Below are 21,711 nucleotides of genomic sequence, written 5' to 3' on the forward strand. Positions count from 1 at the left end.
GATGCCGGTCACGATCTACGGCATCAAGAACTGCGATACGATGAAGAAGGCGCGTGTCTGGCTCGACGCCAAGGGCGTGCCTTATGCCTTCCACGACTACAAGGCGGCGGGCATCGGCCGCACGCAGCTCGAAGCCTGGGCTCGCGATGTGGGCTGGGAGACGCTGCTCAACCGCGCCGGAACCACGTTCCGCAAGCTGCCCGATGCCGACAAGGCCGGTCTCGATGAACCCAAGGCGCTCGCGCTCATGATCGACCAGCCGTCCCTGATCAAGCGGCCGGTGCTCGATCTCGGCGGGCGGATTGTGGTCGGCTTCAAGCCGGAGATTTACGAAGAGGCTGTTCGGTAGGGCCCGTCTCGCGCAAGTTTCTCCCTGCCGCCACCGGCGCAAGGCCGATGCTGCCGTCGCGTGGCCGGCAATGCTCTCGTGCACTCTTCCGTGCCAACAAAAAAGGCGGGCTTTGCGGCCCGCCTTTTTCGTTGTTCGCTTGAGCCGTCCTTACTGGATCTTCGGCGGCTCGTCGAAATTCAGGCCGGGGAGGCCGCCCGGTTCGCCGGGAGCCCCTGGGGCACCGAGGCCCGGGACCAGCAGCTCGTCGAGCTTCTTCTGCACGGCCGCCGGGTCGACGGTCGGGCCGGCGGCCTTGTAATGGGTGACGATTTTCGGGAAGGCGATGACGATGCCTACCATGATCAGCTGGATCACCACGAAGGGTACGGCACCCCAGTAGATCTGGCCCGTGGTCACCGGCTCCATCTTCTTGCCCGTCACGCGATCGACATACGGCACCTTGGGGGCCACCGAACGCAGGAAGAAGAGGGCGAAGCCGAAGGGCGGGTGCATGAACGAGGTCTGCATGTTCACGGCCAGGATCACGCCGAACCAGATCAGGTCGATGCCGAGCTTGTCGGCAGCGGGGCCCAGGAGCGGGATGATGATGAAGGCCAGCTCGAAGTAGTCGAGGAAGAAGGCCAGGAAGAACACCAGCACGTTCACGACGATCAGGAAGCCCACCTGCCCACCGGGCAGCGACGTGAGCAGATGCTCGACCCAGATGTGACCGTTCACGCCGTAGAAGGTGAGCGAGAACACGCGGGCACCGATCAGGATGAACAGCACGAAGGCCGAGAGCTTCGCGGTTGCTTCCGTGGCTTGGCGGACGAGGGTCCAGTTGAAACGGGCCGGGTTGTTGTCGAGCTTGCGCTTGACGGCTGCCAGGATCACCGAGCCCAGGGCGCCCATGGCGCCGCCTTCGGTCGGCGTGGCGAGGCCGATGAAGATGGTGCCCAGCACGAGGAAGATGAGCAGGAGCGGGGGCACCATGACGAAGGTGACCTGCTGCGCCATGTTGGACATGAGACGCAGGCCCGTGAAGCGCTCAATGATGCCGACGATGAGCGCATAGATCGTTCCGGCAAGGACCATCTCGAATGTGAGAGCGAGGCCTTCATGGCCTTGGCTGTGAAGATAGGCGTACAGACCCACCAGGGCGGCCGTCAGGACGGCCGAGATCACAATGCGCTTCGCGCCCAGCATCTTGTTCATGAGGGCGCAGATCAGGGCCACGACGGTGGCGACGCAGATCGTCAGGATGACGAAGTCGGCCCCGGCCTTGGTGCCGGTCTGCGACAGGACGTAATAGCCGACGAGACCCGAGAACAGGACCAGGATGCCGAGCTGCCACACGCCGCGCGCGCCGTCGGGCTCGCGATAGCCGATCGCTTCAGGCGGAAGCCCGGGGGCCGATTTCGGGAAGAAGACCGACATCATCATGATGTAGCCGGCATAGAGGCCGGTCAGGATCAGTCCGGGCAGAAAAGCGCCCTCGTACATGTCGCCCACCGAGCGGCCGAGCTGGTCGGCCATGACGATGAGGACGAGCGAGGGCGGAATGATCTGGGCGAGCGTGCCGGAGGCCGCGATCACGCCGGAGGCGAGGCGTCGGTCATAGCCGTAGCGCAGCATGATGGGCAGGGAGATCAGGCCCATCGAGATCACGGATGCCGCGACGACGCCCGTGGTGGCGGCGAGCAGCGCGCCCACGAAGATCACCGCGTAGGCAAGGCCGCCGCGCACCGGTCCGAAAAGCTGGCCGATGGTGTCGAGCAGGTCTTCCGCCATGCCGGAGCGTTCCAGCACCAACCCCATGAAAGTGAAGAACGGGATCGCCAGCAGCACCTCGTTCGACATGGTGCCGTAGATGCGGTCGGGCAGGGCCTGGAGGAGCGGCCAGGACAGGGTGATGGTCTCAGGCGCGTATGGAGCGAGCTCCACCGCGATGAAGAAGAACAGAAGCCCGTTGGCCGCCAGGGCAAAGGCGACCGGGTAGCCGAGTAGGAGGAAGACCACGAGCGCCGCGAACATGATCGGCGCGAGGTTCTGGGCAATCAATGCAGCCATTGATGGAAACTCCGGAAAACTTGGATCAAGCGCCGAGGATCAGCTGATGCCGTCGCCGGGGGGCGTTCCGCCTGCGCCCGGCGTGTTGACTGTCCCGATTTCTTGAATGAGACGCTCCGCCTCCGCGGCGGCGCTGTGATGTCCGACGGCGTCGTTCTCGTCCACCAGCTGGCCCTTCATGATCGCCACACGCTTGATCAGCTCGCTCAGCCACTGGAAGAACATGGACAGGAAGCCCAGCAGGATCAGCCCCTTGGCCGGCCAGATCAGCAGGCCGCCGGCATTCGAGGAGACCTCGCCGGAGCGATACGAGTTGATGAAGTAGGGGATGCACAGCCAAAGCAGCAGGGCCACGAAGGGGAACAGGAAGAAGACATGGCCGAACACGTCGATACCGTCCCGGCTGCGCTTGGAGAGCCTGCTCGACACGATGTCGATGCGGATGTGCTCATTCGCCTTCAGGGTCCATGCGGCGCAGAGCATGAAAACGGCGCCGAACAGGTACCATTGCAGCTCCAGCCAGGCATTGGACGAGACGCCGAAGATGCGCCGGATGATGGCATTGACGGCCGAGACCAGGATAGCCACCACGATGGCCCAGGCCGCAGCCTTGCCGAGGCGTTCGTTGATCGAGTCGATGACCCGGGATAGCCCAAGAAGCGCCGTCACCTGTCTCCCCCCTTGATACTATTGAAATGTTGCTGCCTAGCTATCGGACTTCAGGCGGCATCGCTAGTGCCGATTAGTCTAAGCAAGGTTTGTGGCCCTCGTAGCGGGGAAATTTTCGTGCTGCAAGATGGTCCATTGTTAAAAGTTTAGGCAGACTAAGGCTTTGAGTGCGATAGGAAACTTGCGGGTTCGCCGTTCAGGTTTTTCGTCTTACGTTGCGTCGCCTGCGAGTCCAACTTGGTCTTCCGGCTTTGCCATGGTTATAAGTTCCTAGAACTCGGAGGTGACCGTGACGCTGCTGATCGTCGGACTCGTGATCTTTCTCGGCATGCATTCCTTCAGCATGGCGCGTGCCCGCCGGGCTGCCCTGATCGGGAGGATCGGGGAGGGGCCGTACAAGGGCCTCTACTCCATCATGTCCCTGCTCGGCATCGTATTGATCGCCATCGGCTTCGGCCAATACCGGGCCAACGGCTACATCCCGGTCTGGGACCCGCCGGTCTGGACGCGCCACCTTGCCCTTCTCCTGGTCTGGCTCGCCTTCATCTGCCTCGCGGCGGCATACCTTCCGGGACGGATAAAGGCACGGCTGAAGCACCCGATGCTCGCCGGGGTGAAGATCTGGGCCCTGGCGCATCTTCTCGCCAACGGCGATCTCGGGTCGATCCTCCTGTTCGGATCCATCCTGGGCTGGGCGGTGCTCGCCCGCATCAGCGCCAAGCGCCGCGACGTGGCTGCCCAGCATGGCGGCACTGCGGCACCCGCGGGATGGCGGAACGACCTCCTGGCGGTGGCGATCGGAACGATTGCCTATGCGGCCTTCGCATTCTGGCTGCATCCGTGGCTGATCGGCGTTCCGGTCCTGCCCGTAAGGGCATGAAGCCTCTCGCATTGCGCGGGAGCCTGTGCTAGGCGACCTCCTTCGATTGCAGGAGGCGGCTGGTTTCAGGCCGCAAGAGTGAGACGATGGCCCCGAACGACGAGTTCATTCGCGAAGTCGATGACGAATACCGCCGCGACCAGATCGCCCAGATCTGGAAGCGCTACAACGGAATCATCATCGGCGTGGTGGTGCTGGTCGTGGCCGGCGTCGGCGGCTGGCGCTTTTGGGAACACACCCAGCAGACCAGGGCGCAGGAGGCGGCCGTGCGCTACGAGGAGGCCCTGCGCCTCTCCTCGGAGGACAAGGGGCAGGACGCGCAAGGTGCCTTCGAGGCCGTGGTGAAGGAGGACGGCGCCACCGGCTATGCCATGCTCGCGCGCTTCCGCCTCGCGGCCGAGCTGGGCCAGCAGAATGCCGAGAACGGCGCATCGGCTTTCGATGCCCTCGCGAACGATGCCGCCGTGCCGCCCCTGTGGAAGGATCTCGCGCGCCTTCGCGCCGCCTGGCTGCGTGTCGACACGGCCGAGCCCGCCAAGTTGCGGCAGGCCGTGGAGCCGCTCGCCGCGCCTTCCGGCGCCTGGCGCCACTCCGCGCGGGAACTCTTAGGCTTATCCGGCCTTAAGGCCGGTGATATGGATTATGCCGGTCGCTGGTTCGACCAGATCGCCGCCGATCGCGAGACGCCTTCCTCCCTGAGGCAGCGCCTTGCCGTCTATACCGCCCTCGTGGCGGGCGGTCCCGTGCAGGCGACCCAGTAGGATAGGACACAGGACATGACGGCGACCGTCGCCATTGTCGGGCGGCCGAATGTCGGCAAATCGACTCTTTTCAACCGTCTCGTCGGCAAGAAGCTGGCGCTCGTGGACGACCGGCCGGGCGTGACCCGCGACCGGCGCGAGGGCGAAGCCAGGCTCGGCGATCTCGAATTCCGCATCATCGATACGGCGGGCCTCGAGGAGGCGACGGAAGAGTCGCTCCTCGGCCGCATGCGCGCACAGACCGAGGCCGCCATCACGGATGCCGACGTGATCCTGTTCGTGGTCGATGCCCGGGCCGGGATCCTGCCCGCCGACCGGCCCTTCGCCGAGATGGTGCGCCGCTCCGGCAAGCCCGTGATCCTTATCGCCAACAAGGCCGAGGGCGGGGCCGGCATGGCCGGCGCCTACGACGCGTTTTCGCTCGGGCTCGGCGATCCGGTTCCGCTTTCCGCCGAGCACGGGGAGGGCATGGCCGACCTCTTCGAGGCTCTCATGCCCCACTTCCCCGATCCGAACGAGATGGAGGACGAGGAGGACGACCCGAACAAGCCGTTGCAGGTCGCCATCGTCGGGCGTCCGAACGCGGGCAAGTCTACCCTCATCAACCGCATGGTCGGCGAGGAGCGCCTGCTCACCGGTCCCGAGGCCGGCATCACCCGCGATTCCATCTCCCTCGATTGGGAATGGCGTGGACGCCCGATCAAGCTTTTCGACACGGCGGGCCTGCGCAAGCGCGCCCGGGTCGAGGACAAGCTCGAAAAGCTCTCCGTCGCCGATGCGCTGCGCGCCGTGCGCTTCGCCGAGGTGGTGGTGGTGCTGCTCGACGCCACGATCCCGTTCGAGAAGCAGGACCTGTCCATCGTCGATCTGGTTGAGCAGGAGGGCCGCGCCCTCGTGATCGGCCTCAACAAATGGGACCTGGTCGCCGACCAGCAAGGCCTCCTCAAGGACCTGAAGGAGAAAGCCACCCGGCTGCTGCCGCAGGTGCGGGGAGCCCCGGTGGTGCCGCTCTCGGGGCTCGCCGGCAGTGGTATCGATCCGCTCATGAAGGCCGTGTTCCACGTCTATGAGAAGTGGAATACCCGCATCTCGACCGCCAAGCTGAACCAGTGGCTTTCCGAAGCCCTGGAGGCCAACCCGCCGCCCGCCGTCTCGGGCCGCCGGATCAAGATCCGCTACATGACTCAGGTGAAATCGCGCCCGCCGCATTTCGCCGTGTTCGGCAATCAGCTCGATGCCCTGCCGAAAAGCTATACGCGCTACCTCGTCAACGGTTTGCGCGAAGCTTTCGACCTGCCCGGCACCCCGATCCGCGTATCCCTGCGCATGGGCCAGAACCCGTTCGACAAGGAACGGAGATAAGCACTTTCCGCCGCGACAGAATGGCCGGCATTGTGCCGGCCATGGCATAGGGCTCTCTCAATAGAGCGGCTGCAGTCTCACGTTCGGGATCACGAAGGGGCCCATCGCCAGAAAGCCGTTTTCGAGGCGCAGGGGCGGCAACGAAGCGAGTTGGGGCTTCGCGTTGGGCTGGCCCTGCTGCGAGCGCGGGCCCTGCCCGAGAAGCATGCCCAGAAGATTGCCTCCGACACGTCCACCGGTCAGGTTGCCCAGGAGCCCGTCGAGGCCCGCGGCCGAGACGGTGAGCTGGCCTGCGGGACGATGCTCCTCGTCGAGGCGCAGCTCGCCCTTGGTCTCGATCTGGCGGGGACCCTTGACGGCCGAGAGCATCAGGATGTCGAGCTTGCCGCCGGCATTGCGCCAGAGCTCCAGCTCCTCGACGATGGTGCGGCCCTTGAAGCCGTCGGCCTGGGTCACGGTGACGTCCGCGCTCAGGTTCGTTGGCTCTGCGCCGCCGACCAGCGCATCGAGGATGGGGATGCGGGCCTCCGTCAACGAAGCGGCCAAGTCGCCGGCGAGTTCGGCCCGCCGCGAAGGGTTGGGGCGCAGATGAAGTTCCAGATGCCTGCCGGATCCCGCGATCTCACCGGAGCCGAGACCGGTCACGGACACCTTCGGAGCGTCTGCCGCCAGGGAGAGGCGCTGCAGGCCGGCCTGCGAGGCATTGATGCTGGCCTGCATGAGGCTCCAGCTTCCGTCGACGGTCACCGTCCCGTCCGTCACGCGCAAGGGGCCTGCCACCTCCACGATCACCCGGCGGGGCTGATAGATCTGAGCGACGGCCTCGGTGCGCCCGAAGGAGGCGGACACGGAGCCCCGCTTCAAGTCGAGGGATTCGCAGATGATTTCGATGCGGAACGGGTAACCCGCGATGCTGCGGTCGCCGCAGGTCCATTGCCGCCCGCTCCTCGCCTCCGCGGCGATCCAGCCGTCGAGCGCCTCGGCCGTGCGGCTGCGGATCACGAACCACGCGATGCTCCAGGCAATGGCGACGAGCAGCAGCAAGACGAAGGGTGTGTAGAGCCAGAAACGGCTGCGGCGAACGCTCGCCGTCGGGGCAGCCTGATCCATGCGCGATCTCCTGTTGTGCTGGTGTGTGGTTACTGGTAGCGCCGGATGCAGGCAAGGTTCGGGCGCGTCACATGAAGGATCTCACGGAGGATTTATGGGTTTTCGGCTACGGCTCGCTCATGTGGCGTCCGGGCTTTCCTTTTGTCGAGCGCGCCCACGCTCATCTTTACGGCTATCACCGCTCCCTTTGCGTCTTCTCTCATGTTCATCGCGGCACGCCCGAGCATCCGGGGCTCGTCATGGGCCTCGACCGGGGAGGGCGCTGCCACGGGGTCGCGTTCCGGGTCACGCCCGAAGAGGCAGAGGCGACGGTCCAATACCTGCGCGAGCGCGAGCAGGTCACCTCCGTCTATCTGGAACGGCATCTGCCCGTGCGGCTCGCCGATGCGCGCAGGGTTCGCGCCCTCGCCTACGTGGTGGACCGCAACCACGGGCAATATGCGGGACGGCTGTCCTATGACGAGGTGATCCGCTTCGTGCGGCAGGGGCAGGGCATCTCCGGACGCAACCCCGACTACGTGCGCTCTACCTACGAGCATCTCATCGGCATGCACGTGGTCGATCCGCTGCTGCACAGGATCGTCACCGACCTCGATCAGGAAACCTGAGTCTCGTCCTCGCGCAGATCCTCGAAGATCGCGCGGCGGTCGTCCTCGGTCGCGGCGAGACGGTGGATGTGGAGTTCCGTGGCGCCGAGCTCCTGAACCTTGGCGAGCCAGCGCAGTCGGGTCTGCGCACTCGGATCCGACGCCGCCATGGCGGCGTCGACCACGATGCCGTTTCCCGTCCGGCCCCGCTTCACGGCCAGGATCACCGCATCGGTGACCTCGAGAAGCTCCGTCTCGTTCAGCGGATGCACGCCGACGATATAGCGGCGCCCCGAACGGCCGCGCCAGGAACTCAGAGTGGAAGAGGAGCGAAGCCCAGCGGTCGCCCGTAGCCTTTCCTCGCGCACACCAGCCCTCCGCATTCGGTCGTTGCGGAGGTCCCGCATGGCCGCATTCCAGGATATGGTTCGTTTGTTCGCCATATGTTCTTATATGTAAGAACGGCCGGCTGAGTCGTCAAGGACGATGAAAGCTTGGCTGGACTTGGGTTTGAGGGTTTTTCGGCGCGTTGTCTCCCTCAACGTCATGGCTGGTCTTGTGCCGGTCATCTCGATTGGAAAGGCATTGCGCTCTACACAATCCCGGCCATGACATGGGAGGGGTTGATGTGCCGCAGCACCTCCCGGTAGCTTCGTCACACCTTCGACAGCGACGTCTCCGGCCTGGAGTCCGGCCCCATGCCGAGTTCCGCCCGGCCTTCCTCCAGAAGCCGGTTCGAGGCCGTCTCGATCCTCTCTTGAACCAGCTTGAAGAACTCCTCCCGAGCCAGCCCCGGAGCGATGGGGTCCTGCACCTCGATCCGCACGGTGCCGGGACGGCGGATGAACTGGCGGCGGGGCCAGTAGAGGCCCGAGTTCATGGCGATGGGAACACAGGGGAAACCGAGATTCTGGTAGAGGTGGGCCACGCCGTACTTGTAGGCCGGCGGAGCGCCCGGCGGGCGGCGCGTGCCCTCGGGGAAGATGATGATCTGCCGACCGTGCTGGGCCTCCTCCTTGGCCCGTGCCGTCATCTGCACCAGGGCCAAGGATCCCGCCTTGCGGTCGATGGGTACGCAGCGCGCCTTGGCCAGGTACCAGCCGAAGAACGGGATCCACATCAGCTCGCGCTTCAGGATGTAGGTCGGATCGTCGAGAAGCGGCAGCAGGGCGAAGGTCTCGAGGAACGACTGGTGCTTGGCGGCCACCAGCGCTCCGCCCGCCGGAATCTTCTCCTGTCCGGTGATCACGACCTTGGTTCCAGCGATCACCCGCAGAAGCCAGACCGATGTGCGCGCCCACATCTTCACCAGCTCCATGAACTGGCGGCGAGGCACCAGCGCGCCGGGGATCAGGAGGATCAGCCACAGGACCAGATTGGCGTAGAAGGCGACGTTGAAAAGCAGGGAGCGGACGATCAGCATGGCTTCTTGAAAATGAAAAGCGGAGCATCTTGCTCCGCGGGCGCCGCACCTTAATGGGTTTTTGCGCCGTACTCTAGCGCCAGAGCGGATCGGCGACGATCTGCGCCTTGATGGGCGCACCGCCGCTGATGATCTTGGCCACCGAGGAACGCTCCGGATCGTCCTCGAAGCGGGTCCTGATCCAGACAGCCAGGAACTTCACGTACTCCGTGAATACCAGACGGGCCACGGCCGGCTTGTGCCACCACTCATGCGGATCGATGGTGGCCGCGACCGGGTAGGGGATCTTCTGGAGGTTCGGCAGCGCATGCTCAAGTTCCACCAGGGTGCGCGGCATGTGGTAGTTCGAGGTCACCACGATGATGGTGTCGAACCCGTTCGCTTCGGCCCAGCGTCTCGTTTCGATGGCGTTGCCGATGGTGTTGCGAGCCCTGTAGTCCAGATCCACGCAGCAATCAAAGAACCGTCGCTGGCCCGGATTGAGGCGGGCGATCTGGTCCCTGCTGGTGTTCTCGTTGACGCCGGAAATCAGAAGTCTCTTGGCATAGCCCTTGGCGAGGAGGTCGATGGCGTCGCCGATCCGCTGCGCGCCGCCGGTCATTGCCACGATTCCATCTGCCCGGGTCTCAGGCGGCTGTTCGAACCGGTCGAGGCTGTAGACGAAGCCCAGGAAACCGAGGAAACTGACCACCAGAGCCGCAATGAAGCTCCAGAATCCGAGTTTGAGCAGGCGGCTCGTCAGGGACCGCCTGACAGGGGGCCTAGTCGATGCCGGCATCGTCCAGCCCCAGCCCACGGCCTCTGTGGAATCCACGGCGCCCGGCGCTACCCAACTCTGCGTTCGCGAGGTCATCTTGGACGAACATAACGGAGAATGCGGCAATGGAGAGGCAACCTGCTCTTTCCTTGTTAACCCTCAACATCAACCACTTTCGTTAAGAAAGCGTCTCACGGTCAAGCGCGAGACGATGCCGGCGATGAGCGCGACGAGGAGTGCAATGAGGATCACCACCGTATAGCCGCTCCAGCTGATCGTGAAGGCGCCGAACAGGGCCTCGAGTTGGTCGCCGGTGGGGCTTGCCCGCCAGGAGCGGGTCACGAAACCGAGGATCAGGGTGAGGACCAAGGCAGCGGCGGCCCCGATGGCGCTCCCGCGCAGGCCGAGTCGGAAGAAGCGGCGCTGGAATTCCTTGGCGATGAAATCGTCGTTCGCGCCGACGAAATGCAGCACCTCCACCACTTCCCGGTTGCCCGCCATGGCCCCCCTCGTGGCGAAGATCACCGCAAGGCCGGCGGCGAGGAGCACGAGGGCCACGAGGAAAACCCCGACGCCGATAATCGTGTTGGCCATGGTCGAGAGCCGCGACACCCAAAGAGCGTGGTCGTCGAGGCTGGCGCCAGGCACGTCGCGCTGCAAGGATTGCCGCAACGGGCCGAAATCGGGCTTCGTATCCGGCTTGATCTTGATCACGATCAGGCGGGGAACCGGCAGGTCCTTGAAATCGAGGCCGGTCCCGAGCCACGGTTCGAGCAGGCGCTCGGATTCCTCTTTCGTGAAGGCCTGGGCCTGCTCCACGCCCGGTGCCTGCCGGGCCAGCGCCACGGCGCGTTCCACATCCTGGTCGATGGAGCGCTGGGCATTGGGGCGGATCTGGATCGTGACTTCCCGGGCGATCTCCGACCGCCACTGGGCGGAGGATGCCGAGACGAGTTCGGCGCCGCCGGCGCAGAGCGCAGCGAGGAAGGTCAGGATGGCGATGACGGCGGCAAGGGCCTGGCCGCCCGCCGAATCTACCGGAACAAGCGGGGCGTTCCGGCTCAAGGAAGCGGGCAGGGCGCGCTTCTGGCCCTCGGCGGCGACGCTCTTCTTGGGGCGATGCTGAGGCGCGGCGTTCATCCGGCTCACTCGTCGATATGCAGCCGACCGTCGCCGAGCACGAGCCGGCGCACGTCGAGCTGATCCATGAGGCTGAAATCGTGGGTCGCGATGACCACCGAGGTTCCGAGCCGGTTGAGCTCGATGAAGAGGCGCAGCAGGCGGCGGGCGAGCGACGGGTCCACATTGCCCGTGGGTTCGTCCGCGAGCAGCAGGTCGGGGCGCACGATCAGGGCGCGGGCGATGGCCGCGCGCTGCTTCTCGCCGCCGGAGAGGACGGGCGGCAGCATGTGCATGCGATCGCCAAGGCCGACCCAGCGCAGGAGCTCGACAACCTCGGCCCGGTAGCTCGATTCTTCCTTGCCCTGGACACGCAACGGCAGGGCCACGTTCTCGTAGGTGGTCAGGTGGTCGAGCAGGCGGAAATCCTGAAAGACCACGCCCATGCGGCGGCGGACGCTCGTCAGCTCGTCCTTGGAGATCCGCGACACGTCCTCGCCGAACAGGGAGATCAGGCCGCGGGTCGGCTTTACCGAGAGCAGGATGAGGCGCAGCAGCGTCGTCTTGCCGGCGCCGGACGGGCCGGTGAGAAACTGGAAGGAGTTGGGCTCGATGGAGAAGGTCAGGTCGCGCAGGACCTCGGGCCCCATGCCGTAGCGCACGCCCACATTCTCGAAATGCACGGCCGGGGCCGCGCCCTCGTCATAGTCCTCGGTGTAAAGCGCCTTCACGCGTGCTCAAGCCATCCTTGGAGGTTCGTCGGTTCTTGTGGAGGAGAAAGACCGCGATTCGCCTCCTTATCGCCCCTGTATGGTTAGCAAGCCATAAACTCGGCGGCGGACGACGGGAAGCGAGCGTTTCGCGGGACATTGCCGCAGGAACACCTTCTCCGCGACGTCGTCACCGGCCTCTTGCCGGTGATCTCGTTCGATGGAGGCGCGGCCCCTTTCCAGTCGGGAGGACCGGCAAGGGGCCTGCCATGGCATGGCGGGTGGGGTCACGAATGGGTGCAAGGGGAACGACGCTGAGCCCCTGTGGCGGCCGCAAAATCCATCGGGCCGGTTTGACATCCTCGCCCAGGCATGGTCGTGAAGAAGGAAGCCCAAGGCTTATGACATTTTTGCTGGATTGATGACGATGAGCACTGCCCCCCGGATCCGGGTCCTTTTCGACGAAGACACCATTGCCAAGCGTAACGAAGCCCTGGCCCAGGAAATCGCGGCCGCCAAGCCCGAGAACCTCCTCGTCGTCGCCGTGCTCAAGGGCAGCTTCATGTTCGCCGCGGACCTGATCCGGGCCCTGCACCGGAGCGGGTTGGCGCCGCAGGTCGAGTTCGTGCACCTGTCGAGCTATCTCGACGGCACCGTCTCCACCGGCAATGTGACGATCCTGCGCGACGTGGAGAGCGACGTGCGCGGACGCGACGTGCTGCTCGTGGACGACATCTTGGAATCCGGCCGCACGGTCACCTTCGCCAAGGACCTGCTGATGGCGCGTGGCGCCAAGAGCGTGAAGACGGCCGTTCTCCTGGAAAAGCCCGGCAAGCGCGCCGTGCAGATTCATCCGGATTACGTGGGCTTCACCTGCCCCGACGTGTTCGTGGTCGGCTACGGCATGGACGTGGCCCATTCCTATCGCCAATTGCCCTTCGTCGGTGTGGTCGACCATCTCGACAGCAGCCCGGACCTGTTCGACAAGCCCGAAGCCTGATCATCCGTTCAGCCGCCAGATCGTCCCGTTCAGCAGGGTGGCGTAAGACACCCAGGCGAGATAGGGCACGAGCAGCAGGCCGGCGGTCCGGTCGAGAGGCCAGAAGGTGCGGATCGTGGCGATGATCGCCACGATCAGGGCGACGATTACGACGAGCCCAGCGATCGGGCTCTGTCCGCCGAAGAAGGCGAAGGACCAGAGGCCGTTCAGCACGAGCTGCGTGAAGAAGGCGACGACGGCCGTCGAGCGTCCGGGGCGGTTCTCCGGCAGGGCGAGAATGCGCCAGAACGCGTAGGCCATCATGGCATAGAGCAGCGTCCAGGCGACGGGAAAGGCCCAGTTCGGCGGCGTGAAGCCGGGTTTCTGGAGGCTGGCATACCACGTCGGGATATTCGGCTGTGTGATGAGGCTCGCCGACACGGCCACCGCGACCACGGGCACCACCGCCACCAGGAAGCGCGGCAGCGGCCGCATTGCATGGCTGGCCGGTGCAGTTTGATCTGTATGCATGCTCGGAATCTCTTTATGACGGACGCATTGTCATCCCTGTGACGCAACCTGTCACGCTTGCGGAGGTTCCCTCATGTCGTCATCGCGTCCCTCATGGTCGAAGCGCAGCCTGACCGCCCAGGCCATGGGCCATGTGGATCCGATTACCAAAGCAATCGTCCCTCCGATCCATGTGACGACGACTTACATCCGCGACGAGGACAACGCCTACTCGTCCGGCTTCGTCTACGGCCGGCCCGACAATGCCACCGTCCGTGAGGCTGAAGAGGTTCTGGCCATGCTGGAGGAGGCCGAGGCCGGCGCGCTGCTGTTCTCGTCCGGCATGGCGGCAGCGACCGCCGTGTTCCAGGCGCTCGATCCGGGCGACCACATCGTAGCCTCCAAGGTGATGTACTGGGCCCTGCGCAACTGGCTGATGACGGAAGCCGTGCGCTGGGGCCTCAAGGTCGATTTCGTGGAAACCGACGACCTTGAGGCCCTGCGCGCCGCCGTGAAGCCCGGCGAGACCAAGCTGGTATGGATCGAGACGCCCTCGAACCCGCTCTGGACCATCACCGACATCGCTGCCGCCGCCGAGATCGCCCACGCGGCCGGCGCCCGACTCGCCATCGATTCCACCACCGCCTCGCCGATCCATACCCGCCCGCTGAACCTCGGAGCCGACATCGTCATGCATGCGGCCACCAAGGTGCTCAACGGCCATTCCGACGTGGTGGCGGGCGCACTCGCGGGCGCGAAGGCCGATGCATTCTGGGCCCGGGTCGTCTCCATCCGCAAGATGCAGGGCGCGATCCTTGGCCCCTTCGAAGCCTATCTCCTGATGCGCGGAATGCGCACGCTCCATGTTCGGACTGCCGCCCAGGCCAAAAGCGCACTCGACTTGGCCCAGCGCTTCTCAAACCATCCCAAAGTGGCCCGCGTGCTCTATCCGGGCCTGCCGCAGCATCCCGGCCATGACATCGCCGCCCGGCAGATGGAGAACGGCTTCGGCTACATGCTGTCGATTCAGGTTACGGAGGGCGAAGCTGCTGCGATCCGCACAGCCGCCCGCGTCGGCTTGTGGAAGCGGGCGACGTCGCTCGGGGGCGTCGAGAGCCTGATCGAGCACCGCGCCTCGATCGAAGGGCCCGGAACCCCGTGTCCGCCGGACCTCCTGCGCCTCTCCACCGGCATCGAGGACGTGGAGGACCTGTACCGGGACCTGGATGAGGCGCTGAGGGCGTGACGCGAAAGGCGCAGTGGATTGTGGGCGCTCTTAGCCAGCTATCTTGATCCTGTCATAAAACCTGTGCTTCTCTCGGCTAAGGGCGAACCCTGTTTCGCAATAAGACCAGCCGAGGGAAGACCATGACACAATCCATCACCCGCCGCCGCGCCCTGCAGACCGGCGTGGCCGCTGCCGCCATTGCCGGAATGCCCCGGTTCGCCTGGGCGGCCGGTCCGGTCGTGAAACTCCGCATCCTGGAGACGACCGATCTTCACGTGAACATCTTCCCTTACGATTACTACCGCGACGCCGCAGACGACACGGTCGGTCTGGCGCGCACCGCGACCCTGGTGAAGGGCGCGCGGGCCGAGGCCAAGAACAGCCTGCTCTTCGACAACGGCGACCTGATCCAGGGCTCGCCCCTCGGCGACTTCATCGCGTATCGCCGTGGCATGAAGGCAGGCGACGTCCATCCCATGGTCGCGGCGATGAACGAACTGAACTACGATTGCGGCACGCTCGGCAACCACGAGTTCAACTACGGGCTCGAATTCCTGCAGAACTCCCTCGGCGCCGCGAAATTCCCGCTAGTCTGCGCCAACGTCATCAAGGCGAACGGTGAAACGCTGCTGAAGCCCTGGCTCGTTCTCGACCGCGAGTTCGTCGATGAGGCCGGTGCGAAGCAGAAAATCAAGATCGGCGTGATCGGATTCGTGCCGCCGCAGATCGTGCAATGGGACAAGGCCAATCTCGACGGCAAGGCAACAACCATCGACATCGTCGATGCGGCGAACAAGCATGTGCCCGATCTCAAGAAGGCCGGTGCCGATATCGTGGTGGCGTTGTGCCATTCGGGTATCGCAGGTGGCGAACGCAAGGGTGGCGAGGAGAATGCGGCGCTGCATCTTGCGAAGGTCGACGGCATCGACGTGATCCTCACCGGGCACCAGCACTTCACCTTCCCGGGCGGCAAGGAGTTCAACAACATCGACGGCGTCGATGTGAAGGCTGGCACGCTGCACGGCAAGCCCGCCGTCATGGCCGGTTTCTGGGGCAGCCATCTCGGCCTCATCGACCTCGAGCTCACCAAGGACGGCAATGCCTGGAAGGTGGCGAATTTCCGCACGGAGGCGCGCCCGATCTATGACCGCGTCGACCGCAAGGTCGTGGCGAAAGTCGATTCCGACGCTGCCGTGATGGCGGCCGCCCAAGCAGGCCACGACGCGACGCTGAAATACGTGCGCGAACCCGTCGGCACGACGGCCGTTCCGATCCATTCCTATTACTCGCTCGTGGCGGACGACGCTTCGGTAAAGCTCGTCGCCGAAGCGCAGGCCTGGTACGTGGCCGACCAACTCAAAGCCTCGCCCTTCAAGGACCTGCCGATCCTCTCGGCGGCGGCGCCCTTCAAGGCCGGCGGACGCGGCGGCCCGAACTACTTCACCGAGATCAAGCCCGGCCCGCTCGCCATCAAGGACATGGCGGACATCTACATCTATCCGAACACGATCCGTGTGGTGAAAGTCACCGGCGCGCAGGTGCGCGAATGGCTGGAACGTTCGGCAGGAATCTACAACCAGATCGATGTCGCCAAGGGTGGGGAGCAGGAGCTCATCAATCAAAAGTTCCCCGCTTACAACTTCGACGTGATCGCGGGCGTTCAGTACAAGATCGATCCCAGCCAAGCCTCGCGCTACGACGACAACGGCAAGGTCGTGAATGCCGACGCCCATCGCATCAAGGACCTGACCTATAACGGCAAGCCCGTGACGGAGGATCAGCAGTTCATCGTGGTGACCAACAACTATCGCGCGGGCGGCGGCGGCAACTTCCCCGGCGCGGACGGCACCACCATCGTGTTCGAGGCGCCCGACCTGACGCGCGATGCGATCATGCGCTACATCATCGAGAAGAAGGAAGTGGCACCCAAGGCGGACGGCTCGTGGTCGCTCGTCGCGCCCGCGGGCGTCACCATGACCTTCACCACGGGTCCCAACGCCGCCCAGTATCAGCCTGCCGGCATCAAGGTCGAGAGGATGGGCGATGCGCCGGAAGGCTTCGTGAAGTACCGCATCGTGAGCTGATTGCAGTTCACCGCGAATGACGAGGCGGCCGGGCTCACGCCCGGCCGTTTTGCTTCATGCCCCGATGTCGGGAAGAAGAACATCACACTTGCGTGAGCACGCGCTGCGTCACTTTGCCTATTGAGGTCGAAGCGGGCAGAAATTTCGGCCACGTGTCTGAAGCCGCAGTCGAATTCCCGTGCATCTTCCGAGCTCCTCGCGGCTATAACAACGTCGCTTGCGGCGCTTGAAGCAAACTTAACCTCGCGCTAACCAACGACGCTCCGAATGACGGCATCGTTGCATTCCCGCTTTTTGTTTTATTCTGGCTTTTTAGATGATTTTTCTTCTTCTCCGATTGGTCTGCCTTGTACTCGCAGTGGCGGCAATGACACCGCATGCCGCCGCAAATGAGGACGAGATCTGGAGCCAGAACATCACACCCGCCTGGCTTGATGAACATGTGGCGGCGAAGCGTGCGAACCATAAGAGGGCGGTGCCGCGCCTGAGCCGCACACAGGTCTGGGCCAACGGCCTTGCGCGTTCCGACATGCAGGCCTTCGCGCCGACGGATTTCGACCGGGCGGTCGGCGCCAAGCTGCAGCCGTTCCAGGATTACAATTTCCTCGTCGGGACCGAACTGATCCGCACAGGCAGCGAGTCCGGCCTCGTGTCGTCCAAAGCGACCTGGGAGGCCTTCCTGAAGCGGGATTGGGAATCTCTCGGCGTGACTGTGGGCCTGTCAACGGCCGGCTTCGTCGACAGCGTACAGAACGGCTATTCGCAATCCATCAGCGGAAGCATGGATATTCCGTTCCATCTTCCTCTCCCGACCTGGAACACGCAGCTGCGGCTGTCTCCCAGCATGAATCTGGACAGCATGAGCGGCGCGGTCGGAACGGGCCTGCTATCGGAGATCATCGGCCAGACCCGGCTGAGTTCCCGTTCGGATCGTTTCCGCTCGGACCTGAACGTCAGGCTGGGATACGGCGTCGCGCCCGACACGCGTCCCACGGCGTCCGCAAGGCTCGAATTGCGGATCGCGCCCAATCTCTGACCGAGGGCCGGCGCAGCGCTCGGGCGGCCGTTCCGAACCTGTCAGGCTTTCGTCCGTTGACGGTCAGGCTTGTGAGTGGAGAGACATGTGGGACAGCTGACCTTCGACGGCCTTGGGCCTTACGATCTGCCCGATGCGACCCATGCGGATGCGCAAAGGGACGGCGACGGGTTCATGATCTCGTTTCGGCTGTGGAAGTCGGAGAACGCCTGGACCCTGGTCCGGGTGCACGTGAGCGACGAGGAGGCGGTGAAGCTCGCCCGCCAGATCGGCGATGCCCGCATGCGCTCTGACGGGTCGACCATCATCTGAAGCCCGACAAAGCCATCGTTGCGGACAGTCTTACAAATGGCCCGTCGAGGCTTTATGATGCCATGATCGGCGGTTCCCTAGTCGGCCGCTGCCCTTTTGGGCGCATGGGGCGTCTCGAAGCTTCCTGGGCTTTGGAGAGTGACTCATGCCAGTCGATCTGCCCCCGAAAAAGAAATCCGCCCTCTCTGCTGAAGCCACTTTCAACCTGTTGCTCGACCGGTCTTTGAACTGGCTGGCGGTTGTCGTGGTGATCGCCTTGCTGCTGTGGGTCTACAAGCTTGGACTCATGCCCCTGGCTTGAAGCTTTCGCGCCCCGATTCTGCGTTCGATGCTTTACGGAAGCGGGATCAGGTCGCTCATGGTCTCCGGCTTCGGCTCCTTGCCGAGCCGCTTGCGCTTGGCAAGGATGATGGTGCCGTTGAGTTCTCCGCCGAAGAGGAAGATGGCCCCCAGAGTATAGAGGAAGATCAGGGCCACCATGGCGGTGGCAAGGCCCCCGTAGGTCGACGCGTAGGCGCCGGGGTAGAATTCCAGATACCAGCTGAACGTGAAGCCGCCGAGCAGCCAGAGGAGCAGTGTCACACCCACCCCCGGCAGGACGGTCCGGAAGGGGCGGCGGCCCGCAGGAACGAGCTTGTGGGCGAGCAGAAGGCCCGTCACGATCACGATGGTCGCGACGCTGATCCGCAGGAAGCCGATCAAAATGGCGAGAGGCTCGAGGGCCGGCACCCAGGAGAGGGCGACGCGCCACATGAAGGGGCCGAGCACCACCAGGAAAGCCAGGGCCAGCAGCATCATGGCGCCGGCGATCACGAAGGCGATGGATTCGAGCCGCGTCAGCCACCAGGGTCGGGTCTCGCGGACGCCATAGGCGCGGTTCAGTCCGACCCTGAGGCTCTCCACCCCGCTCGACGCGAAATAGAGCGCCAGCACGAGGCCCAGGGTGAGCACGTCGCTGCGCCGCCCGGTGAGGATGGTGTGCACCTCGCGGGCGATCGGCCCGGCGACCTCCCGCGGCCATGCCTCGAGGATGATATCCGCCACCTCGTCGGCCAGGGACCCCGTTCCGAAAAGGCTCGCCAGGGCGGTGACCAGGATCAGGAAGGGGAACAAGGACGTCAGGACCGAAAGGGCGATATGGCTCGCGATCGCCCAGGAATCGTGCAGCACGAAGCGGGTGGATGCGATGGCCAGGAGTTCGAGCGAGAGGCGAAGGCGATTCAACAGAAGGGTCTCCAGGGTGCTGGAGATGGTGCGCCGGAAGCCGAGGGCAAGGAAGGGGCAGGCGGGTCTGACATGCGATAACGCTCCGCCCCGCGATGAGGGGAGAAACGCACCTTGAATGTCGACGTTTGGATGAGGGCTCGCGCATCGACAAAGGCCAAGGATCGGGCCTACAAGCCGATGACCGATCTGCATCCAACTCAATCCCGCCATGAACCCGACCCTCTTCGCCCGCCTCGCGCCGCCTCTGTTCGTGCTCATCTGGGCGACAGGGTTCATCGTGGCTCGGTTCGTGGCGCCCTATGCCGAGCCGCTGACCTTCCTGTTCGTCCGTTATGTGCTGGCGATCATCGTCCTCGGCGTCATCGTTGCCGTCGCGGGCGTAACTTGGCCCCGGAAGTGGCACGATTGGCGCAACAGCCTGATTGCCGGGGTTCTCCTGCACGGGCTGTATCTCGGCGGCGTCTTCTGGTCGGTGAAGCATGGGCTGCCTGCCGGGATCTCGGCCCTCGTGGCCGGGCTTCAGCCGCTGGCGACCGGGCTTCTCACCGGGCCATTGCTGGGCGAGCAGGTCTCGGCGAGGCGCTGGACCGGGATCGGCATCGGATTCATGGGCGCTGCCCTCGTAGTGGCGCCGAAGCTGGGGGCGGGCGGCGTGCCGCCTCTTGCGCTCGGAATCTGCATCCTCGGGATGCTCTCCATCACTTTCGGCACGATCTGGCAGAAGCGCACCGGCAGCAACCTCGATCTGCGGGTGAACGCAGCCATTCAATATATGGGCGCGGCGGCCGTCACCTTGCCCCTCGTGCTCCTGACCGAAGAAGGCCGCATGGAGCTGACCCCGCCGCTTCTCGGCGCCATGGCCTGGGCCGTGCTGGGCTTGTCCATCGGGGCCATCGGCCTTCTGCTCTTCCTTATCCGCCAGGGGGCCGTGGTGGGTGTGGCGACGCTGCTCTACCTCGTGCCGCCCGTCGCGGCCCTGATGGCCTTTGCTCTCTTCGGCGAAACCTTGAGCCCGGTCCAGCTCGCGGGCATGGCGCTGGCGGCGCTCGGCGTCGCGGTGGCGAGCCGGAACTGACGCGCGAAAAGCCCCGGACGCACGACCCGGGGCTTCATCTCACATTCGCGTCATCGCGTGATTTTCACCGATACGGGATCGCTGGCCGGGAAGGTCTCCTCCACACCTTCATCGAGCAGCTCGTCCTGGTGTTTCTTTCCGTTTTCGGACGCCTTCTCGTTCTTGCTCTCGGGCTTGTCCTTCGGCGCATCGTGCTTGCGGTTCTTATCCGTCATGGCGTGGCTCCATCCTTCGATCGGAAATCCTCTTGAGAGGACAACGCCCCGGGCCAAGCTTCGATCCTTGTTCGGTTGCCCTAAATGAAAACGGCGCCTGACGGCGCCGCTTCCGGAATTTTAGCGAGGCTGGCCCTGCTGCTGGTTGACGAAGTAGTCGAAGGGCAGCTCGGCGATGCGGAACCAGGTGAGTTCCTTGTCGCGGAAGGTGCTCCAGGAATCGTACATCTTCTTGAACTTGGGGTTGGAGGCGGCAAGGTCGTTGTAGAGCTTGTAGGCTTCCTTGTAGCTCTGCTCCATCACGTCGCGCGGGAAGGGGCGCAGCTGCACGCCCTGGCCCACGAGGCGGCGGATCGCGTCGGCGTTCTGGGCGTCGTATTTGGCCACGCACATGGCATTGGCTTCCGCGCAGGCCGCTTCGAGGATGGCCTTGTAGTGGGCCGGAAGCTCGTTCCACTTGTTCATGTTCACATAGAGCGAGGGCTGGGCGCCGCCTTCCCAGAAGCCCGGATAGTAATAATACTGGGCCACCTTCACGAATCCGAGCTTCTCGTCGTCGTGCGGGCCCGAGAACTCGACCGCGTCGAGGGTGCCGCGCTCCAGGGCGGGGTAGATGTCGCCGGCGGCGAGAACCTGGGGCACCACGCCGAGCTTCTGCATGATCTGGCCGCCCATGCCGGCGATGCGCATCTTGAGGCCCTTCAGGTCCTCGATGGACTTGATCTCCTTGCGGAACCAGCCGCCCATCTGCGCACCGGTCTGGCCCGCCGGGATCGGGTAGATGTTGTAGTCCTTCATGAACTCGCGAACGAGATCGAGGCCGCCGCCGTAATACATCCACGCATTATGCTGGCGCACGTTCATGCCCCACGGCACGGAGGTCTCGAACATGAAGGTCGGGTCCTTGCCGATGAAGAAGCTCGACAGGGTATAGGCGCATTCGACCGTGCCGTTCTGCGCCGCATCGAGGCTCTGGAGAGCGCCGACGATTTCGCCCGCGGCGAAGACCTGGATCTGGAACTTGTTGTCGGTGGCCTGTGCCACCCGCTTGGAGATCATCTCGCCGGCGCCGAAAAGGGTATCGAGGCTCTTCGGATAGGCCGAGGTCATGCGCCAGCGGATTTCCGGCTGCGCCTGAGCGACGGCCGGAGAGGCAACGGCACCCGCCGCGGCTGCCAGTCCCGCACCCTTGAGAACTTTTCTTCTATCCATGAGCATTTCCTCGACCGATTTATGTCGTCATTGCCGGTTTGGCTGAACATTCCA

General features: G+C 64.4%; 24 protein-coding genes. 12 read left to right on the forward strand and 12 right to left on the reverse strand.

What is annotated here, in order from left to right:
* The first annotated feature begins 1 nt into the window (after position 1).
* Positions 2-349 carry an ArsC family reductase gene (locus H0S73_RS13780; RefSeq protein WP_181052693.1) on the forward strand — a complete coding sequence of 116 codons (348 nt, stop codon included), beginning with the start codon at positions 2-4 and terminating at the stop codon, positions 347-349.
* A gap of 150 nt (positions 350-499) precedes the next feature.
* Here H0S73_RS13780 and H0S73_RS13785 read toward each other — a convergent pair whose 3' ends face one another.
* Both H0S73_RS13785 and H0S73_RS13790 read right to left on the reverse strand, forming a co-directional pair.
* The gene (locus H0S73_RS13785; protein WP_181052694.1) at positions 500-2,401 is read right to left on the reverse strand and encodes a TRAP transporter large permease; all 1,902 of its coding nucleotides are present in this window, start codon (positions 2,399-2,401) and stop codon (positions 500-502) included.
* A gap of 39 nt (positions 2,402-2,440) precedes the next feature.
* Complete coding sequence (locus H0S73_RS13790; protein ID WP_181052695.1) at positions 2,441-3,070, reverse strand: TRAP transporter small permease subunit; 630 nt, start codon at positions 3,068-3,070, stop codon at positions 2,441-2,443.
* 289 nt (positions 3,071-3,359) lie between these two features.
* On the opposite strand from H0S73_RS13790, the gene H0S73_RS13795 reads away from it, so the two are divergent.
* The 3 genes from H0S73_RS13795 to der all read left to right on the forward strand — a co-directional run bounded on the left by H0S73_RS13795 (position 3,360) and on the right by der (position 6,073).
* The gene (locus tag H0S73_RS13795) at positions 3,360-3,950 is read left to right on the forward strand and encodes an NnrU family protein (RefSeq protein WP_181052696.1); all 591 of its coding nucleotides are present in this window, start codon (positions 3,360-3,362) and stop codon (positions 3,948-3,950) included.
* Between the two features lie 86 nt (positions 3,951-4,036).
* Positions 4,037-4,711, forward strand: a complete 675-nt coding sequence (locus H0S73_RS13800) for a tetratricopeptide repeat protein (RefSeq protein WP_181052697.1) — start codon at positions 4,037-4,039, stop codon at positions 4,709-4,711.
* Between the two features lie 15 nt (positions 4,712-4,726).
* A complete protein-coding gene (gene der, locus H0S73_RS13805) occupies positions 4,727-6,073 on the forward strand; it encodes a ribosome biogenesis GTPase Der (RefSeq protein ID WP_181052698.1) in 1,347 nt (448 codons plus the stop codon).
* A gap of 57 nt (positions 6,074-6,130) precedes the next feature.
* Here the strand turns inward: der and H0S73_RS13810 are convergent, their stop codons facing one another.
* The gene (locus tag H0S73_RS13810) at positions 6,131-7,183 is read right to left on the reverse strand and encodes a DUF2125 domain-containing protein (RefSeq protein ID WP_181052699.1); all 1,053 of its coding nucleotides are present in this window, start codon (positions 7,181-7,183) and stop codon (positions 6,131-6,133) included.
* A gap of 71 nt (positions 7,184-7,254) precedes the next feature.
* On the opposite strand from H0S73_RS13810, the gene H0S73_RS13815 reads away from it, so the two are divergent.
* A complete protein-coding gene (locus tag H0S73_RS13815) occupies positions 7,255-7,791 on the forward strand; it encodes a gamma-glutamylcyclotransferase (protein ID WP_181052700.1) in 537 nt (178 codons plus the stop codon).
* On the opposite strand, the gene H0S73_RS13820 is transcribed toward H0S73_RS13815, so the two are convergent.
* From H0S73_RS13820 to ftsE, 5 genes are all read right to left on the reverse strand, one after another.
* Positions 7,779-8,177 carry a hypothetical protein gene (locus H0S73_RS13820; protein WP_181052701.1) on the reverse strand — a complete coding sequence of 133 codons (399 nt, stop codon included), beginning with the start codon at positions 8,175-8,177 and terminating at the stop codon, positions 7,779-7,781. The two genes, H0S73_RS13815 and H0S73_RS13820, sit on opposite strands and share 13 nt — an antisense overlap.
* A 248-nt stretch (positions 8,178-8,425) precedes the next feature.
* Positions 8,426-9,193 carry a lysophospholipid acyltransferase family protein gene (locus tag H0S73_RS13825; RefSeq protein ID WP_181052702.1) on the reverse strand — a complete coding sequence of 256 codons (768 nt, stop codon included), beginning with the start codon at positions 9,191-9,193 and terminating at the stop codon, positions 8,426-8,428.
* Positions 9,194-9,266: 73 nt separating this feature from the next.
* Positions 9,267-10,046, reverse strand: a complete 780-nt coding sequence (locus H0S73_RS13830) for a YdcF family protein (RefSeq protein WP_181052703.1) — start codon at positions 10,044-10,046, stop codon at positions 9,267-9,269.
* Positions 10,047-10,115: 69 nt separating this feature from the next.
* On the reverse strand, positions 10,116-11,090 hold the full coding sequence (locus H0S73_RS13835; RefSeq protein WP_181052704.1) for a cell division protein FtsX: 975 nt from the start codon (positions 11,088-11,090) through the stop codon (positions 10,116-10,118).
* A gap of 5 nt (positions 11,091-11,095) precedes the next feature.
* Positions 11,096-11,800 carry a cell division ATP-binding protein FtsE gene (gene ftsE / locus H0S73_RS13840; protein ID WP_181052705.1) on the reverse strand — a complete coding sequence of 235 codons (705 nt, stop codon included), beginning with the start codon at positions 11,798-11,800 and terminating at the stop codon, positions 11,096-11,098.
* A 406-nt stretch (positions 11,801-12,206) separates the two neighbouring features.
* On the opposite strand from ftsE, the gene hpt reads away from it, so the two are divergent.
* Positions 12,207-12,779: a hypoxanthine phosphoribosyltransferase gene (gene hpt / locus H0S73_RS13845; RefSeq protein WP_181052706.1), complete on the forward strand. Its 573-nt coding sequence runs from the start codon at positions 12,207-12,209 to the stop codon at positions 12,777-12,779.
* On the opposite strand, the gene H0S73_RS13850 is transcribed toward hpt, so the two are convergent.
* Positions 12,780-13,289: a TspO/MBR family protein gene (locus tag H0S73_RS13850; protein WP_181052707.1), complete on the reverse strand. Its 510-nt coding sequence runs from the start codon at positions 13,287-13,289 to the stop codon at positions 12,780-12,782.
* Positions 13,290-13,362: 73 nt separating this feature from the next.
* On the opposite strand from H0S73_RS13850, the gene H0S73_RS13855 reads away from it, so the two are divergent.
* The 5 genes from H0S73_RS13855 (at position 13,363) to H0S73_RS13875 (ending at position 18,229) form a co-directional block, all read left to right on the forward strand.
* Positions 13,363-14,514 carry a trans-sulfuration enzyme family protein gene (locus tag H0S73_RS13855; protein WP_181052708.1) on the forward strand — a complete coding sequence of 384 codons (1,152 nt, stop codon included), beginning with the start codon at positions 13,363-13,365 and terminating at the stop codon, positions 14,512-14,514.
* Positions 14,515-14,636: 122 nt separating this feature from the next.
* Positions 14,637-16,580: a bifunctional 2',3'-cyclic-nucleotide 2'-phosphodiesterase/3'-nucleotidase gene (locus tag H0S73_RS13860; RefSeq protein WP_181052709.1), complete on the forward strand. Its 1,944-nt coding sequence runs from the start codon at positions 14,637-14,639 to the stop codon at positions 16,578-16,580.
* 367 nt (positions 16,581-16,947) lie between these two features.
* Entirely contained in the window at positions 16,948-17,616 is a 669-nt protein-coding gene (locus tag H0S73_RS13865) for a hypothetical protein (RefSeq protein WP_181052710.1), read from the forward strand.
* A gap of 87 nt (positions 17,617-17,703) precedes the next feature.
* The gene (locus tag H0S73_RS13870; RefSeq protein ID WP_181052711.1) at positions 17,704-17,928 is read left to right on the forward strand and encodes a hypothetical protein; all 225 of its coding nucleotides are present in this window, start codon (positions 17,704-17,706) and stop codon (positions 17,926-17,928) included.
* A gap of 145 nt (positions 17,929-18,073) precedes the next feature.
* Positions 18,074-18,229: a hypothetical protein gene (locus H0S73_RS13875; protein ID WP_181052712.1), complete on the forward strand. Its 156-nt coding sequence runs from the start codon at positions 18,074-18,076 to the stop codon at positions 18,227-18,229.
* Positions 18,230-18,261: 32 nt separating this feature from the next.
* Here H0S73_RS13875 and H0S73_RS13880 read toward each other — a convergent pair whose 3' ends face one another.
* Positions 18,262-19,152, reverse strand: a complete 891-nt coding sequence (locus H0S73_RS13880) for a YihY/virulence factor BrkB family protein (RefSeq protein WP_181052713.1) — start codon at positions 19,150-19,152, stop codon at positions 18,262-18,264.
* 211 nt (positions 19,153-19,363) lie between these two features.
* On the opposite strand from H0S73_RS13880, the gene H0S73_RS13885 reads away from it, so the two are divergent.
* A complete protein-coding gene (locus tag H0S73_RS13885; RefSeq protein ID WP_181052714.1) occupies positions 19,364-20,230 on the forward strand; it encodes a DMT family transporter in 867 nt (288 codons plus the stop codon).
* Positions 20,231-20,280: 50 nt separating this feature from the next.
* Here H0S73_RS13885 and H0S73_RS13890 read toward each other — a convergent pair whose 3' ends face one another.
* Positions 20,281-20,445: a hypothetical protein gene (locus H0S73_RS13890; RefSeq protein WP_181052715.1), complete on the reverse strand. Its 165-nt coding sequence runs from the start codon at positions 20,443-20,445 to the stop codon at positions 20,281-20,283.
* Positions 20,446-20,565: 120 nt separating this feature from the next.
* A complete protein-coding gene (locus tag H0S73_RS13895; RefSeq protein WP_181052716.1) occupies positions 20,566-21,657 on the reverse strand; it encodes a TRAP transporter substrate-binding protein in 1,092 nt (363 codons plus the stop codon).
* Between the last annotated feature and the right edge of the window lie 54 nt (positions 21,658-21,711).

This window comes from Microvirga mediterraneensis, assembly GCF_013520865.1.
GTDB classification, from domain to species: domain Bacteria; phylum Pseudomonadota; class Alphaproteobacteria; order Rhizobiales; family Beijerinckiaceae; genus Microvirga; species Microvirga mediterraneensis.